The sequence below is a fragment of the Rhodococcus sp. NPDC059179 genome (assembly GCF_042754885.1).
GTDB lineage: Bacteria > Actinomycetota > Actinomycetes > Mycobacteriales > Mycobacteriaceae > Rhodococcus_G.
In genome coordinates, this window is the sequence record NZ_JBHZBV010000001.1 from 658,984 (window position 1) to 673,532 (window position 14,549).

15 protein-coding genes are annotated in these 14,549 nt (G+C 69.4%); 8 read left to right on the forward strand and 7 right to left on the reverse strand.

From position 1 onward, the window contains the following. Positions 1-224 precede the first annotated feature (224 nt). Entirely contained in the window at positions 225-1,772 is a 1,548-nt protein-coding gene (locus ACFXMV_RS03030; protein WP_378500487.1) for a Rieske 2Fe-2S domain-containing protein, read from the reverse strand. Positions 1,773-1,922: 150 nt separating this feature from the next. On the opposite strand from ACFXMV_RS03030, the gene ACFXMV_RS03035 reads away from it, so the two are divergent. Beyond that, positions 1,923-2,666 carry a lysophospholipid acyltransferase family protein gene (locus ACFXMV_RS03035; protein ID WP_378502588.1) on the forward strand — a complete coding sequence of 248 codons (744 nt, stop codon included), beginning with the start codon at positions 1,923-1,925 and terminating at the stop codon, positions 2,664-2,666. After that, positions 2,663-3,310, forward strand: coding sequence for a vancomycin high temperature exclusion protein (locus ACFXMV_RS03040; protein ID WP_378502587.1), 648 nt, complete (start codon positions 2,663-2,665; stop codon positions 3,308-3,310). The genes ACFXMV_RS03035 and ACFXMV_RS03040 overlap by 4 nt, the downstream gene beginning before the upstream one ends. Before the next feature lie 63 nt (positions 3,311-3,373). Here ACFXMV_RS03040 and ACFXMV_RS03045 read toward each other — a convergent pair whose 3' ends face one another. Then, the gene (locus ACFXMV_RS03045; protein ID WP_378500490.1) at positions 3,374-4,294 is read right to left on the reverse strand and encodes a hypothetical protein; all 921 of its coding nucleotides are present in this window, start codon (positions 4,292-4,294) and stop codon (positions 3,374-3,376) included. A 366-nt stretch (positions 4,295-4,660) separates the two neighbouring features. On the opposite strand from ACFXMV_RS03045, the gene ACFXMV_RS03050 reads away from it, so the two are divergent. Further along, positions 4,661-5,494, forward strand: coding sequence for an HAD family hydrolase (locus tag ACFXMV_RS03050; RefSeq protein WP_378502586.1), 834 nt, complete (start codon positions 4,661-4,663; stop codon positions 5,492-5,494). Positions 5,495-5,657: 163 nt separating this feature from the next. Here ACFXMV_RS03050 and ACFXMV_RS03055 read toward each other — a convergent pair whose 3' ends face one another. Beyond that, positions 5,658-7,943: an N-acetylmuramoyl-L-alanine amidase gene (locus tag ACFXMV_RS03055; protein WP_378500077.1), complete on the reverse strand. Its 2,286-nt coding sequence runs from the start codon at positions 7,941-7,943 to the stop codon at positions 5,658-5,660. A gap of 222 nt (positions 7,944-8,165) precedes the next feature. Here ACFXMV_RS03055 and ACFXMV_RS03060 point away from each other — a divergent pair, with 222 nt between their 5' ends. From ACFXMV_RS03060 to ACFXMV_RS03075, 4 genes are all read left to right on the forward strand, one after another. Continuing rightward, a complete protein-coding gene (locus ACFXMV_RS03060) occupies positions 8,166-9,692 on the forward strand; it encodes a SpoIID/LytB domain-containing protein (protein WP_378500078.1) in 1,527 nt (508 codons plus the stop codon). Between the two features lie 101 nt (positions 9,693-9,793). Next, on the forward strand, positions 9,794-10,267 hold the full coding sequence (locus ACFXMV_RS03065; RefSeq protein WP_378500079.1) for a VOC family protein: 474 nt from the start codon (positions 9,794-9,796) through the stop codon (positions 10,265-10,267). Between the two features lie 38 nt (positions 10,268-10,305). Next, complete coding sequence (locus ACFXMV_RS03070; RefSeq protein WP_378500080.1) at positions 10,306-11,520, forward strand: cytochrome P450; 1,215 nt, start codon at positions 10,306-10,308, stop codon at positions 11,518-11,520. After that, positions 11,517-12,098, forward strand: coding sequence for a TetR/AcrR family transcriptional regulator (locus ACFXMV_RS03075; RefSeq protein WP_378500081.1), 582 nt, complete (start codon positions 11,517-11,519; stop codon positions 12,096-12,098). Before ACFXMV_RS03070 ends, ACFXMV_RS03075 begins: the two co-directional genes overlap by 4 nt. 35 nt (positions 12,099-12,133) lie before the next feature. Here the strand turns inward: ACFXMV_RS03075 and ACFXMV_RS03080 are convergent, their stop codons facing one another. The 4 genes from ACFXMV_RS03080 to ACFXMV_RS03095 form a co-directional block, all read right to left on the reverse strand. After that, complete coding sequence (locus ACFXMV_RS03080; RefSeq protein WP_378500082.1) at positions 12,134-12,481, reverse strand: hypothetical protein; 348 nt, start codon at positions 12,479-12,481, stop codon at positions 12,134-12,136. Between the two features lie 98 nt (positions 12,482-12,579). Then, positions 12,580-12,921, reverse strand: coding sequence for a hypothetical protein (locus ACFXMV_RS03085; protein ID WP_378614182.1), 342 nt, complete (start codon positions 12,919-12,921; stop codon positions 12,580-12,582). After that, complete coding sequence (locus tag ACFXMV_RS03090) at positions 12,918-13,154, reverse strand: hypothetical protein (RefSeq protein ID WP_378500084.1); 237 nt, start codon at positions 13,152-13,154, stop codon at positions 12,918-12,920. The genes ACFXMV_RS03085 and ACFXMV_RS03090 overlap by 4 nt, the downstream gene beginning before the upstream one ends. A gap of 37 nt (positions 13,155-13,191) precedes the next feature. After that, positions 13,192-13,923 (reverse strand): VIT family protein, encoded by a 732-nt coding sequence (locus ACFXMV_RS03095; RefSeq protein ID WP_378500085.1) that lies wholly within the window; start codon positions 13,921-13,923, stop codon positions 13,192-13,194. Positions 13,924-14,006: 83 nt separating this feature from the next. Between ACFXMV_RS03095 and ACFXMV_RS03100 the strand changes: the two genes are divergently transcribed. Continuing rightward, positions 14,007-14,543 carry a MepB family protein gene (locus tag ACFXMV_RS03100; RefSeq protein WP_378502585.1) on the forward strand — a complete coding sequence of 179 codons (537 nt, stop codon included), beginning with the start codon at positions 14,007-14,009 and terminating at the stop codon, positions 14,541-14,543. The last annotated feature ends 6 nt before the right edge of the window (positions 14,544-14,549 follow it).

The following is a 14,549-nucleotide window of genomic DNA, read 5'->3' on the forward strand; positions in this document are numbered from 1 at the left end:
GTCGACGACAACGCCTGTGATCGTCGCCCAACCCTCCGGTTGGCTTACGTCATGTTCGCGACCTGGCAGTGCCATCGGTCATCGCGATCGCCCGCTCGCCCACCGTAGGGGTGGCCGTGGACATGGCGTGCCTCGAATACTCGTGTTCCTGTGTAACCACGTGGCGCCCGGGGTAATTCCCGACACACGGATCCGATTCGAGATCGCCCGCGGGACCCGGTGGGCTACAGCTTCGACGTGCGCAGTTCGTGGCCCTTCGACGTCTTGCAGCGGCCGGTCTCGAGATCCCACTGCCAGCCGTGCAGGTTGCAGGTCAGACTGGTGCCGTCGACCACACCGAACTTGGACAGGTCCGCCTTCAGGTGCGGGCAGCGGCGCTGGATTTCGTAGCCGCCCAGCTCGATTGACGCCGAATCGTCGTGCGCCTCGGAGAACCATCCGTCGGCGTAGGCGATCCGCTCGTCGGTGAGGCACTTGAAGAAGGTGTACAGGAACTCGTTGTAGCCGCCGACCCGCCAGGCCTGGAACCGGGTGGACAGGAAGATGGTGTTCACCCAGTCGGGCTCGTCGTCGCGCAGCACCGTGCGCACCAGCTCGGGGGCGATGCGGAAGCCGTAGCGGTACTTGCCCTCGCCCTCGATCGGCGCGCGCACGACCCGCTGCGGGAAGTCCAGCACCACGGTCTCGTCGCCCATCACCAGGCCGACCGGGTAGCCGATGCCGTCGCAGATCAGGTCGGACTGCGCCATGATCGGCTCGAACTTCGCGCGCAGCGGTTCCAGCAGCGGTTCGCCCTCGGCCGACGCCCAGGACGCCTTCTCCGCCGCGAGCACCGGCGCCAGTCGTTGCGCCATGTCCTCGATGTAGGCGGCCTTGTCGCTGAAGATCTTGTCGACCTCGGCGTCCGGGATGGGGTGCGTCAGGGTCAGTTCGGAACCGCGGACGTCCACCGTCGAGCCGGGGATCATCAGGACGCCGCCGTCGTTGCCGTGCAGTTTCATCTGCTCGAGGAACACGATCTGATCGGGGAAGATGTTGCCCTCGTCGCCACGATCGTCGTTGAGGTAGCGCAGCTCCTCGTCGAGGAACACCGGCGGACCGGCCGACGGCACCACCCAGGTGGCGTCGACCTGCTCGATGTAGCTGCGGCAGCGGTCCATGCCGCGCTGACGCTTCTGCTTGCCGAAGTTCGACTTGGTGCGCGAGGGGATGTCGTAGACCATCGGGTACCAGATCGCGCCCGAGTACTGCAGCAGGTGGAGGTCGATCTTGCCGAACTGCTCGTGCAGCACGTCCATGTCCACCGGGCGCGCGTCGTTCATGTTGAAGCAGGTGGTCTCGCCGTCGGAGACGACCAGGCCGGAGTCGCCGATCGGGCCGTCGGCGGGGGCGCGCAGCGCGATGATCATGATGTTCAGGTCACCCTGGGGTCCGCTCACGGTGTGCTTGACGGAGTCCTCGGTCTCGAAGAACTTGGTGAAGCCCAGCTTCTCCAGCTCGCGCCGCAGGTCCGGCACCGGGTAGTCGGGCAGCAGCACCGTCGCGTCCTTGTTGACGTGCTTGCTGAGCGTCTCGGGGTCGAAGTGGTCCTTGTGCAGGTGCGAGACGTAGAGGTAGTCGCAGTTGCCGATGGCGTCCCAGTCCAGGCCGGTGTTGTCCGGGAACGGGAACCAGGACGCGAAGTATGCCGGGTTCACCCAGGGGTCGCACAGGATCGATCCGGCCTTGGTCTGGATGTGGAATCCGGCGTGTCCGACGCTGGTGACCTGCACTGGTTTGCCTCCTGGGGTTTTGAACGCCTCCCAGGGTAGGCGGCGCCCAGGTCGGTGAGCACCCCGCGTGGCCTCCGTAGGCGGCGAACCGCGTGCGGACCGCTCCCTCGCGGTGGGCTGGATCACGGCCGTCGGGCTACGCTGGCCGACGTGGAACCCGTCTACAGAACGATCATCGGCATCGCTCGCGCGGTGTTCACCGCCCAAGGGCTGAAGTTCACCGTCACCGGTGACGAGCACGTCCCGGCGAGGGGTGGGGCGGTGATCGCCGTCAACCACACCGGATACATGGACTTCACCTACGCCGGGTTGCCTGCGCGCACCGTGAAGCGCTACATCCGGTTCATGGCGAAGAAGGAGGTCTTCGACAACAAGATCTCCGGGCCGATCATGCGCTCGCTCAAGCACATCCCCGTCGACCGCGGCGCGGGCGCCGACTCGTACCGGGCGGCCGTCGACGACCTGCGCGGCGGGGAACTGGTCGGCGTCTACCCGGAGGCCACCATCAGCAGGAGCTTCGAGCTCAAGGAGTTCAAGTCCGGCGCCGCGCGGATGGCCATCGAGGCCGGGGTGCCGATCGTCCCGACGGTGATCTGGGGTGCCCAGCGGGTCTGGACCAAGGGTCATCCGAAGCGGCTCGGCCGCACCAACACCCCGATCTCCATCGCGGTCGGCGAGCCGATCGAGCCGTTCGAACCGGCGAGTGAGCTGACGGCGAAGCTGCACGAAACGATGGAGTCGATGCTGCACGAGCTGCAGAAGAACTACGAGCATCCCACCGGCGCCTACTGGGTGCCCGCGCGCCTGGGCGGGAGCGCCCCCACGCTCGAAGAGGCCAACCGGATGGACGCCGAAGAGGCCGAGGAGAAGGCGGCCCGACGGGCGCAGCGGTGAGGCGTCGCCTGCTGCGCGTCGCGGCATCGTTGGTCGTCCTGCTGGTCGTGGTGCTGCTCGGCGCGATGGCCTGGATCGGCGTCGCGTCGGCCGGGCACGTGTACGACCCGGTCGACGCGCCGGATGCACCCGTGGTGATCGTGCTCGGCGCCAAGGTGCAGGACGGTCAGCCGATGTCCTTCCTCGCCGGCCGCCTCGATGTCGGCGCGCGGATGGTGCGCGAGGGCAAGGCCCGCGCGGTGCTGGTCTCCGGCGACGCCAACGGCACCTCCGGCGACGAGATCGCCGCGATGACCGACTACCTGGTGGCGCAGGGCGTCGATCGCAAGCTGATCGTCGGCGATGACTACGGCCTGGATACCTATGACACCTGCGCACGCGCCGCGAACACCTTCGGCGTGCGCAAGGCGCTGATCGTCAGCCAGGGAAATCACGTCTCGCGGGCGGTCGCGCTGTGCCGCGACGCGGGAATCGACGCGGATGGCGTCAAGGGCGAATGCGACTGCCGATTCATCACCGTCGCCAGGAACACCGCCCGCGAATGGCTGGCCAGGCCGAAGGCCGTCGCGGACATGCTCAGCAGCCGGGACCCGAAGGTCACCTCCGGCCCCGACGACTCGCTCGAGCGGGCGTTGAGGCGCTGACGCGCAGTGGTGCGGTTACGGACGCAGCACTCCGTAACCGCACCACCGCGGCGATGCTGCCTGTCAGGATCCGAAGATGGACCCGACCGATCCGAGGTCGACGGAACCGGTGCCCGGGTCGCCGGGGCCGGGGCCGGGACCCGGGTCGACCGGTCCACCCGCGCCGACCTGGATGGTCGCGAGGGCCTGGCCGCCCGCGTTCACCGGGACGTCGTTGGCGGGCCGCTTGCCGTCCTTCGGGGTGCAGAAGGTCGGCGCGTTCTGCTGCGAACCCAGTGCGAAGGCGCGCGCCAGGAAGGTGTCGTAGTTCTTCTCGTTGTTGTAGTTGGCGGCCTCGCCCGAGACGCGCACCTTCGGGGTGACGACGCCCTCGGCGACGGCCTTGACGGTGACCTCGACGGCGGGCAGCTGGAACTTCGTCGACCCGTCGGTGGTCGGGTTGCCGTCCATGTCGGTCTTCGTCTTCTCGACCGCGATGCCGCCGGGAGAGTTCAGGCTGGACTTCGGGCCGTTGCCGACGGTCTCGTTGTCGCCGGACAGGCGCAGGATCGTGCCGGCCGCGTCGGGCTCGCCCGCGTCGTTGACGCGGATGACCGAGGGTGCGACGCCGGTCAGGCCCTTGCCGGTGCCTGCCACGACAGTCGCTCCGACGAACTCGGTGTTCTCCGGGAGCTCCCAGTCGATCTTGAGTCGCTGGATGTCGGTGGTCGTGGCGATGGACTCCTTGTCGGGCAGGGAGCTGACCGTCGGCTGGAGGCGGTAGCTGAACTGCTCGCCGACCTTGACGGCGTCCGGGGCGTCGATGGTCATGCCCAGCGGCTGCGACATGTGCTGGGTGAGGACCGCCCTCGCCTGGCAGGCGCCCAGGAACTCGATCGACGTGGGCGCCGCAGAGGCGGGGGCCGCCATCAGCAGGCCGCCTGCGGCCATCGCCGCCGCGGCCACCACGGGGACCGCGCCCCTGCGAACGTGGGTGAAGGACATGTAGTGCTCCTTGCTGGGTCAGAAGTTAGTTAAACAGAAGTAAAGAGATTCTGTGATTTGGACCATAGATGAGAACTTGTTCGTTAGTGTCCCGAATCGTTGAACTCGCAATCAGGCCAGCGTGGCCGGGGCCCTCGGCTTCGATGGCCCTTCTGTTGTGGAACGTGTTCCACCAGGTTGGGGATGGCGAGGTCTGGTCGGCGGGGGCGGGTTCGGCACCAACTCAGGCACACCACCCGCCGCCGAAACCGGCGCGCCGGTCACCATGACCATCCCCCAGCCGACCAGCCTCGCGGCTGGCAAGCCTCGTCACCGTCGCCTTCGCTGTAGTCAGCGTCGTCAGTTGATTGCGGCATGATGGGTTCGGTGCAGGACAACCGACACACCAAGCCCCTGCTGATCGCCAGTGACGTCGACGGAACCCTGATCGACGACGAGGAGAAGGTCAGCGCCAGGACCAGGGCCGCAGTTCAGGCGGCAGTGGCCGACGGGACGCCCTTCGTGCTGTCCACCGGTCGCCCGCCGCGCTGGATCGCGCCGGTGGTCGACGAGCTCGGATTCGCGCCGCTTGCCGTCTGCGCGAACGGTGCGGTGGTCTACGACAGCAATGCCGACAAGGTGCTGAGCGCCGTCACGCTGTCCACCGACGCGCTGGCCTGGCTCGCCGAGCTGGCGCTGGACGCGCTGCCCGGCTGCGGCCTCGCCGCCGAGCGGGTCGGGGCCAGCGCGCACGACGCGGCCACCCCGCAGTTCGTCAGCTCACCGGGCTATGAGCACGCCTGGCTCAACCCGGACAACACCGAGATGTCCGGCGACGAGGTGCTGGCCCACCCTGCGGTGAAGCTGCTGATCCGGCTGCCCGGCGCAGGCAGCGCCGAGATGGCCGCCGCCCTCGCCCCGCTGATCGGCGACCGAGCGGACCTGACGTACTCGACCGACAACGGCCTGATCGAGGTCTCCGCACCCGGCATCACCAAGGCGTCCGGGCTGACGGTGGTCGCCGAGCAGTTGGGTATCCCGGTGTCCGGCATCGTCGCGTTCGGCGACATGCCCAACGACGTGCCGATGCTCACCCTGGCCAGGCACGGCGTGGCCATGGCCAACGCGCACCTCGACGCGATCACGGCCGCGGACGAGGTCACGACGTCGAACTCGGCGGACGGTGTGGCCAGGATCCTCGAGCGCTGGTGGGCGAACTGACGCTGTCGCCGATCGCCGCGATCGCCGCGATCGGCGCGGGTTCGGTCCGGTCGGATTCGGATGGGTCCGCATCACACTCGTTGACGGCCGCACACAGGGCTTGAGCGTGCACCGCGGGTGTGCAGGCGGCAAGGGGTGTGTGCCCTCGCCGCCTGCCGGGTGATCAGCCCGCGGGTGCCGGCTCGGCAACGGCGGGCGGCGCGGCCTCGGGCACCGCGGCGGGTGCAGGCTCGGCAGCGGGAGCCGCTGCTGCCGGAGCGGGTGCCGCGGCGGGCGCTGCTGCCGCGCCCTCCTCATAGGCCTTCGCGTAGGTGTCGTTGTAGGTCTTGAGGATCGTGGTGACGATGCCGGTCAGCTCGTTGAAGATCAGCGAGCCGCCCTCGAAGTCGGTGCGCTTGCCATCCGGCACCGGGTACTCGTCGCTGGTCGGCAGGCCGAGCGAGCCGGCGTCGAGGCCGGAGGTCTGCCAGGTCTCGAAGATCTTGCCGAGCACGGTCCACACCCCGCCGTTGGGTGAGGTGGCGATGGCGCCGTTGGTGAACTTCACGACCTTGTTGCCGCCCTTGACCGGGATCTCGCCGGACAGCGAGTTGCCGAGGCGTCCGGTGTCGCCACCCTCCGCGATCCACTTCTGCGCGATGGGGGAGGGGTCGGTCAGCCGGAGCAGTTCGCCCACCAGTGCACCGATGGCGTCCGCCGTCGAACCGGTGCCGCTCGGGGCGGCGGTGTCGGTCTGGCCGGGCGTCGCGTTGTCGGTGCCGGACGTGTTGGGTGCGGCGGCGAGCACGCCGGAGCCGGAGGACGATCCGCCGCCCAGGTTCGCGGCGGCGATGTCGCGGATCTGGCCGAGCTTGGCGTAGCCCGCGTCGCCAGGGCAGCTGGTGTTGCCCACGTCGCGGTGCGCGAAGATGATCGGCAGATCGACGGCCTCACCCTGTGCGTACGGCGTGAACTCGGTGCCCTCGGAGTACATCGTGGTGTTGCCCTTGGGATCCAGGCCCGCCTTGGCGAGTCGCCAGCCGAGGAACTTGCCGACCGCGTTGACGGTCTCCTGCGGCGGGGTGACCGAGGAGAAGTCGCCCATCATCGCGATGCCCATCGTGTTCTCGTTGAACCCGCCCGCATGTGCGCCCTGGACGTTCCGGTCAAGGCCACCGGCGCGGCCCTCGAAGATCTGGCCGTACTTGTCGACCAGGACGTTGTATCCGACGTCGCACCAGCCGAGCGTGGCGGCGTGGTACGCGTAGATCGCGCGAACGATCTCGACAGACTCGGACTTGGAGTAGTCGTTGCTGCCCGCGGTGTGGTGCACGGTCGCACCGCCGAGGGAGTCGTCGTACACCGGGTCCTGGCAGCGGATGGACTCGTCGGCGCCCCACTGCGCGCGGGTGATCACCTTCGGGCCGGAAGAACTGCCGAGGGGAGTGGCGATGTCGCCGAGGGTGCTGTCCGATTCAGCGGTTCCGGGCTCGATCAGCACAGCGGTGACGGCGTCGGCGAGCTGCTGCGCCGTTTCGGCCTGCGACACCGCCGCCGGCTGCGCGGCCGGCTCGGGCTGCGGTGCGGCTTCGGGCTGCGGTGCCGGACCGGGTTCCGGCGCCGATTCCTGCGCGCGCAGCGGGTTCGACAGTGCGGCGGGCGCGAAGCCCATCGGCTGCTGCGCGGGGTCGCCGGGAACCAGCTGGTTCGGCAGCACGGGCGCCGGTGCCGGAACGCCTGGGGCGTCCGCGGTTCCCGAGGTGGGCAGCGCCGCAACGGCGTTCGTGGCCTGGGTGACCAGCACCTGGACGGCCTTGGTGGCGCCGACGAACACCGGTTCGGTGCCCGTCTTGCCGCCCGTGGTCTTGTCGTTCTTGCGCGAGTCGACCTGCTCGGTGGCGAACCAGGGGCCCCACGAACCGTCGGCCAGCTTGGCGCGCACCTTCGCGGCGGTGGCGCCGAGTTCCGAGGTCAGCGCGATCATGCTGAACGGGGTGTCGCGGGTGATCTCCTTGACCGCGGTGCCGAACTGCTCCTCGGCGCTCGTGGCGGGCGCGGGCGCGGGTTCCGGTGCCGGCGCGGGAGTCGGTGCGCCACCGGCGATGTCGCCGGGTGCGGTCAGCGGCGGGATCTGGATCGACGGCGGCAGCGCGATCCCGGGGGGCAGCGGCAGGTTCTGCGGCAGCGGGATCTCGGTGGGGAGGTTGGCCGGGATCGGCAGCTTCTTCAGGTCCGAGAGCCGGAGGTCGGGCAGGTCGAGTCCGGTGATGTCCTTGAGCGGGATCACGATGTCCGGGACCTGCGCGAGGACGACCTCGGCGATCTGCGTCGGGACCGCTGAGGGTGCGGAGTCGGTGGTGGAACGGATGCCGGTGGTGCTGGTTACGCCCCAGACCGCGAGCGGGCTCGCGATCGCCAAGGCGGCAACCGTGCCGAGAACGATTGACGGCTTTGGTCGGCGATACGGCAAAACGGACTCCCTCAGTTGTGGTTCGCGGGTGTCGCCCGGTCAGTAACTGGTGATGCAGGCGTGACGGTTGTTGCCATCGCTAGTCACTCTTGCCACACTAGTCACAATTATTCCAACGCTCAACCTTAACTTGAGGCTTTCGAGATCCGGATACACGCGCCACCGCGCGTCACCCAGTTGTCGCGCGCTGACGATCAACTCCGTCGATGAGGAGATCAGGGTATGGCGAGGACCCGTAGGAAGAAATTCGTCGTGGGACGACCGATGCGGAGCGGCTGGAAACCGCTCGCGATGCGGGCCGCGATCCTGGGGTTGGCGCCCGCGCTGCTCGTCGGAGGCACCGTCGGGGTCGTGGTCGCGACCCGGTCGGCGGGCCCGGACGTCGCCGAGACGGTCGCCGCCGACGCCCCGTACACGATCACCGGCTACGGCCACGGTCACGGCCGTGGCATGGGGCAGTGGGGCGCGTACGGCTACGCCAAGCAGGGCTGGACGGCCGAGCGCATCCTCGGCTACTACTACGGCGGCACCACGCTCGATGTGTTGGGGGACAAGGCAATCGGCGTCCGACTCCAGGGCCTCGACGGCAAGGGCCTGGACGTGTTCTCGGATTCGCCGATGGGCGTGGCCGGCCGGACGGTGGCGCCGGGGGAGGCCGCGCACCTGACCGCGAACCCCGGGGGCGGCGCGACGGTCGTCGTCACCAGGGGCTGCGACGGAGACGTGCTGTGGCAGGAATCCACGCCCCATCCGTGGGTGGACCCCGTCGACCTCGCGCCCGACCGCCCCGCGAACGAGCACCTGAAACTGTGCGGCGGCGGCGTGCCGTTCCGCGGCTCGCTCGGCGTCGCGCTCGAGGGCGAAGCTCCCCGGGTCGTCAACCATGTCGACATGGAGGACTACCTGCTCGGCGTCGTGCCTGCGGAATCGAAGGCCGAGTGGGCGGACACCGGCGGCGCCGAGGCGCTGCGCGCGCAGGCCGTCGCGGCGCGCTCCTACGCGGCGGCGGAGAAGAGGTACGCCTACGCGGAGACCTGCGACACGCAGGACTGCCAGGTGTACGGCGGCTCGTCCAAGGAGCATCCCAAGACCAGTGACGCGGTCCGGTCCACGACCGGCAAGGTGCTGATGAAGGAGGGCAAGCCGGTATCCGCCGAGTTCTCGGCCTCCACCGGCGGGTACAGCGCGGGCGGCGCGTTCGGGGCCGTCGAGGACCTCGGCGACACCGAGTCGCCCAACCACAAGTGGACGCAGACCCTGACCGCGGGCGAGATCGCCACCGCGTTCGGCGTCGGTGAGCTGCACTCGATCGAGGTCACCTCGCGCAACAATCTCGGCGCCGACGGCGGCCGGGTCACCGGGCTGAGGGTGGCCGGGTCGACCGGCACCAAGGAGGCGACCGGCGACGAGGCGCGCACCAAGCTGGGGCTGAAGTCCGACTGGTTCACCATCGCCGAGGGGGTCGGGCCCGCCGCGCCGCCGCCCGCTTCCGCGCTGGCCGCGCCGGGGGTCGACAACGCCGACCCGACCGGGGAGCTGGAGCCGACCGACATCGAGCGCAAGTATGCGGAGCTCGGCGGGCACCTGGGCGTGCTCGGCGCGCCGGTCGGGCCGGAGCTGTCGATGCCAGACGAGGCGGGTCGGTTCCGGATGTTCACGCACGGTGCCATTGTCTGGACCAAGACCACCGGCGCGCAGGTGCTCGACGCCAGCGTCCTGACGGCCAAGTTGCCCGGCCTGGGGAGCTGATCGAGGCCGTTCGCCGAATGGTCGCCGTCTGTCGATGAGTTTGCAGTGCCTCCCGGGTCTGTACGTGTGAGGGTGGGAAAACGACGACCCGGGAGGCAACGATGCAGATCAACCCCTCGCTCTGGTTCGACGACCAGGCCGAAGACGCCGCCAACTACTACGTGTCGATCTTCAAGAATTCGAGGATCCTGACGATCGCGCGGTACCCGGCCGGTTCGCCCGGTCCGGAGGGCGGCGTGATGACCGTGGACTTCGAGCTGAACGGCCAGCAGTTCAACGCGATCAACGGCGGCCCGCAGTTCACCTTCACCGAGGCGATCTCGCTGCTCGTCAACTGCGACTCGCAGGAGGAGGTCGACGAGTACTGGGGCAGGCTCACCGCGGACGGTGGGCAGGAGGTCCAGTGCGGCTGGCTCAAGGACAAGTACGGACTGTCCTGGCAGATCGTGCCCCCGGGGTTCGAGGAAATGATGGTCAGCGGTGATCCCGAGAAGGCGCAGCGGGCCATGCAGGCGATGCTGCAGATGAAGAAGCTCGACGTGAACGAACTGCGGCGGGCATATGACGGCGAATAGCCGTTGACAAATATGCCAATGTGTCTCACTCTCGACACATGACGACAACGATGTCCGGCAAGGCCGCCTACGTTCCGCGCTCGGCTGAGTCCTGGCGCGAGCCCTGGGGCATGTACGCGGAGCTGCGCGAGCACGACCCGGTCCACCACGTGGTGCCCGCGGGAGCGCCCGCCGACGACTACTGGGTGCTGACCCGGCACGCCGACGTCTTCGCGGCCGCCCGTGACCACGAGACCTTCTCCTCCGCGGACGGCCTGACGACGAGTTACGGCGAGCTCGAGAAGATCGGCCTCAAGGACAACCCACCGCTGGTCATGCTCGACCCGCCGGTGCACACCGACTTTCGCAAACTGGTCGCCCGCGGATTCACCCCGCGGCAGGTGGAGGCGGTGGAGCCGACCGTCCGCGAGTTCGTCGTCGAGCGCCTCGAGGGGTTGCGCTCGGCGGGCGGGGGCGACATCGTGACCGAGCTGTTCAAGCCGCTGCCGAGCATGGTGGTGGCGCACTACCTGGGGGTCCCGGAGGAGGACCGCGGGCAGTTCGACGGCTGGACCGAGGCGATCGTCGCGGCCAACGCGAACGGCGATCCCCTCGAGGCCGCCGCCGCGGTCGGGGACCTGATGATGTACTTCACCGGGCTCATCGAGCGCAGGCGGACCGAGCCGGCCGACGACACCATCTCGCATCTCGTCGCTGCCGGGATGGGCGCGGACGGCGACTTCGCCGGCATCCTGTCCATCCTCGGGTTCGCCTTCACCATGGTCACCGGCGGTAACGACACCACCACCGGAATGCTCGGCGGCGCAGTGCAATTGCTGACCCAGCACCCCGATCAGCGCGCCCTGCTGCTCGAGGATCCGAGCCGCATCCCCGACGCCGTCGACGAGCTGCTCCGGCTGACGTCTCCGGTGCAGGGGCTGGCCCGGACCACCACCCGCGACGTCACCATCGAGGGAACGACCGTCCCGGCTGGCCGCAAGGTGCTGCTGGTCTACGGCTCCGCCAACCGCGATCACCGGGCGTACGGCGCGGACGCCGAGGAGTTCGACGTGCTCCGCAAGCCGCGGCAGATCATGTCCTTCAGCCACGGCAGCCATCACTGCCTCGGCGCGGCGGCCGCGCGGATGCAGGCCAGGGTCGCGCTCGAGGAGCTGTTGGCGCGGTGCCCCGACTTCACTGTCGACGTCGACGGTGTCGAGTACGCGGCGGGCAACTACGTCAGGCGGCCCACGCACGTACCGTTCCGGCCATGAGTTCCGGAACCTGGCTGCGCGACGAGCGCACCGATCTCGCCGCAGAGCGCATCCTGGACGCGGCCGCGGAGCTGTTCGTCGAGCGTGGCGTCGCGACCACCGGCATGGCTGAGGTGGCGAAGGCCGCCGGGTGTTCGCGCGCGACCCTGTACCGCTACTTCGAGAACCGCCGCGCCCTGCACCTGTCCTTCGTGCACCGCGAGGCGCGGCGGCTCGGCGAGCGGGTGACCCGCGTGGTGGCGGGCATCGAAGATCCGCGCGAACGGATCACCGCGGCGATCCTCGCCTCGGTGCGGGAGGTGCGCGCGACGCCGACGTTGGCCGCCTGGTTCGGGCTCGGCGACGCGGGCATCGCCTCGGAACTGGCGAGCACCTCCGAGGTGATCGAGGTGCTGGGGGTGAGCTTCCTCGCCAACACGCCCGCCAGTGACGACCTCGAGATCGCCAGGCGCGCACGGTGGTTGGTGCGGGTGATCGTCTCGCTGCTGACCGTGCCCGGCGCCGACGATGCCGACGAGCGCGCGATGATCGAGCAGTTCGTGATCCCGGTGCTGATGGCGCCCGCCGACCGGGCCTGACAGGCACGATCAGCCCGGCGTGGCTGCGATGACGCTCAGCGCCGAAGTGCGTCCGTTCGAAGCGCGAGCGGAGCGTAGGTGGACGCGCCGATCACCGCGACCGCGAAGAGGATCGCCAGCGGCGCAACCGCAACGGTGACTGCGGCACCACCGCCGATCAGGAAGGGCAGGGCGGCGACCGCGGTCACGGCGACGGCCGTCGTCAGGGCGAACAGCACGATCTGTCCCGCGGCGCGGTCGCGCAGGATTCCCCGCCTGATCACGCCCAATGCGGCGGTACCGGCAGCGATTGCGATCCCGCCGAGGACGATCCCGGCCGGCAATGCCGCCAGCACGCCGAGCGGAAACGCGGCGAGATTGCGGTTGGAGACACCGAACGTCACGACCGCACCGAATGCCGTGGCGCACACCACCGGCCACAAGACTGCGTAGGTGGTCCAGCGGTACCTCGCAACCGGGCGACTCCTTTTCGGTGCGCGCATCACGGCGCGATCGCGGGCGTGATGCTGACCCAGTGCCAGTCACCGCGTATGTGGCCGACGTTCACGTACTGCCCGATCCGGTCCGCCGTCCGGGGCACACCGTGCGGCAAGTACGCGATGCCGTTTGTGGTCTTGCCCCCGCCGGGGAACACGAAGTAGACGTTGTCGTTGCGCGTGAGGACCTGCTCGATCGTGAAGCTGCCGACCTCGCGATTGCGGATCGCGGCTGGATCGGAGCCGGACTCGATCTCGCGCACGGCGGCCTCGAGTCGCGGCTGCGCGAAATCCCACCGCAGCTCACCCGGAACGTCGAGCCAGATCAACCCGAACGAGGCCGTCACCACCGCCGGAACGCGGCCACCCGCCAGGACCACCGTCGGCCACGCGCGAGATACCCGGCGGTCTTGGTCGCCCAGCACACCGCAGGAATGAACAGGAGCCCGAGGTAGACGGCAGGCGAATCCGGCCTCGGCCCGCTGAACTCCCACAGCGCCGCGGCACATACCAGCGAGAACAGTGTCAGCAGCACGAGGCCTGGCGGAGAATCCCAGACGGTCCGAACGGTTTTCGCCATGACCGCGGACGATACGCATTCTCGGCGGCGCGGCGGCTCAGACCTGCACGGTGTCCACGATCTGTCCGATGCCGTAGGTGACGAGCATCGCGAGCGCGCCGCCCAGAACGACTCGCAACACGGCCTTGCCCCGCGGGGATCCGCCGAGGCGGGCGCTGATGCTGCCGGTGAGGGCCAGCGCGACGAGCACCGCGACGAACGTGATCGGTACCCGCGAGGTGGCAGGCGGGACGAGGATCGCGATCAACGGCAGCAGTGCGCCGACCGTGAACGAGATGGCCGAGGAGATCGCGGCCTGCCACGGGTTGGTCAGCTCGTCGGGGTCGATGCCCAGCTCCGCGTCCGCGTGCGCGGCGAAGGCGTCGTGCTCGGTCAGCTCCTGCGCCACCGTCCTTGCGGTGGCCGGGCTCAGGCCCTTCGCCTCGTACAGGGACGCCAGCTCGGCCAGCTCGTCCTCGGGGAGCTCGGCCAGTTCCTGGCGCTCCTTGGCCAGCAGCGCCCGCTCGGAGTCGCGCTGGGTGCTGACCGAGACGTACTCGCCAAGCGCCATGGACACCGCGCCCGCCGCCAGCCCGGCGATGCCGGCGGTGAAGATCGGGCCGCGGTCGGTGCTGGCCGCGGCGACGCCCACGACGAGCCCGGCGGTGGACACGATGCCGTCGTTGGCGCCGAGGACCCCCGCCCGCAGCCAGTTCAGTTTGGCGGATAGCCCCTGGCCGTGCGGCTCCGACTTGTGCGGCGTCGAGAGGTGATCCGGGTCAGGACTCATGCGCCGAACGCTATCGGCATCAAGGTGATTCGACCAGCAATGCGGGGCCGGTCGAAGTCGCGCGTCGCCGTAGACTCGTGCGCATGCCCGCCGATCCGGAACCCTGGTCGGAGGATTGCGCGCTCCCCGGCGACCTGCTCGCGGCGAAGACGCGGGTGTACGACCCGTGCGGGTTCGCCTGCTCGCGACCGGTTCCCGAGCCGGAGAGCGCGGCCTACGGGGCGCACGAGTTCACGGTCGAGGGTCGGCCGATCCGGTTTCGGGTCGCCAGGACGACACCGAGGAAGGTCGGCCAGTTCGTCACCCTGTGGAAGCGGTCGGAGCACGGACCCATCGCGCCCTTCGACGTCGACGACCCGATCGACCTGGTCGTCGTCGGCGTCCGCGACGGCGATCACCTGGGGCAGTTCGTCTTCCCGCGCGGGGTGCTCGGCGATCGGGGTGTGCTCTCGCGCGACGGTGCGGGCGGGAAGCGGGCGATCCGCGTGTACCCGCCGTCGGCGGTGTCGACCAGCCGACAGGCCCGCAGCACTCAGGCGTGGCAACTGGACCACTTCCTGCCGATCGCGGAGGCGAACGTCATCGACACCGCCCGCGCGCGAGCGCTTTACCTGGCGTGAATCCGG

What these genes read in the sequence shown, in the direction of transcription:
- ACFXMV_RS03045 (WP_378500490.1), bottom strand. Translation starts at nt 4,294, where the DNA reads ATGTCCTTCACCCACGTTCGCAGGGGCGCGGTCCCCGTGGTGGCCGCG.
- ACFXMV_RS03060 (WP_378500078.1), top strand. Translation starts at nt 8,166, where the DNA reads ATGGCGAGGACCCGTAGGAAGAAATTCGTCGTGGGACGACCGATGCGG.
- ACFXMV_RS03065 (WP_378500079.1), top strand. Translation starts at nt 9,794, where the DNA reads ATGCAGATCAACCCCTCGCTCTGGTTCGACGACCAGGCCGAAGACGCC.
- ACFXMV_RS03070 (WP_378500080.1), top strand. Translation starts at nt 10,306, where the DNA reads ATGACGACAACGATGTCCGGCAAGGCCGCCTACGTTCCGCGCTCGGCT.
- ACFXMV_RS03075 (WP_378500081.1), top strand. Translation starts at nt 11,517, where the DNA reads ATGAGTTCCGGAACCTGGCTGCGCGACGAGCGCACCGATCTCGCCGCA.
- ACFXMV_RS03090 (WP_378500084.1), bottom strand. Translation starts at nt 13,154, where the DNA reads ATGGCGAAAACCGTTCGGACCGTCTGGGATTCTCCGCCAGGCCTCGTG.
- ACFXMV_RS03095 (WP_378500085.1), bottom strand. Translation starts at nt 13,923, where the DNA reads ATGAGTCCTGACCCGGATCACCTCTCGACGCCGCACAAGTCGGAGCCG.
- ACFXMV_RS03100 (WP_378502585.1), top strand. Translation starts at nt 14,007, where the DNA reads ATGCCCGCCGATCCGGAACCCTGGTCGGAGGATTGCGCGCTCCCCGGC.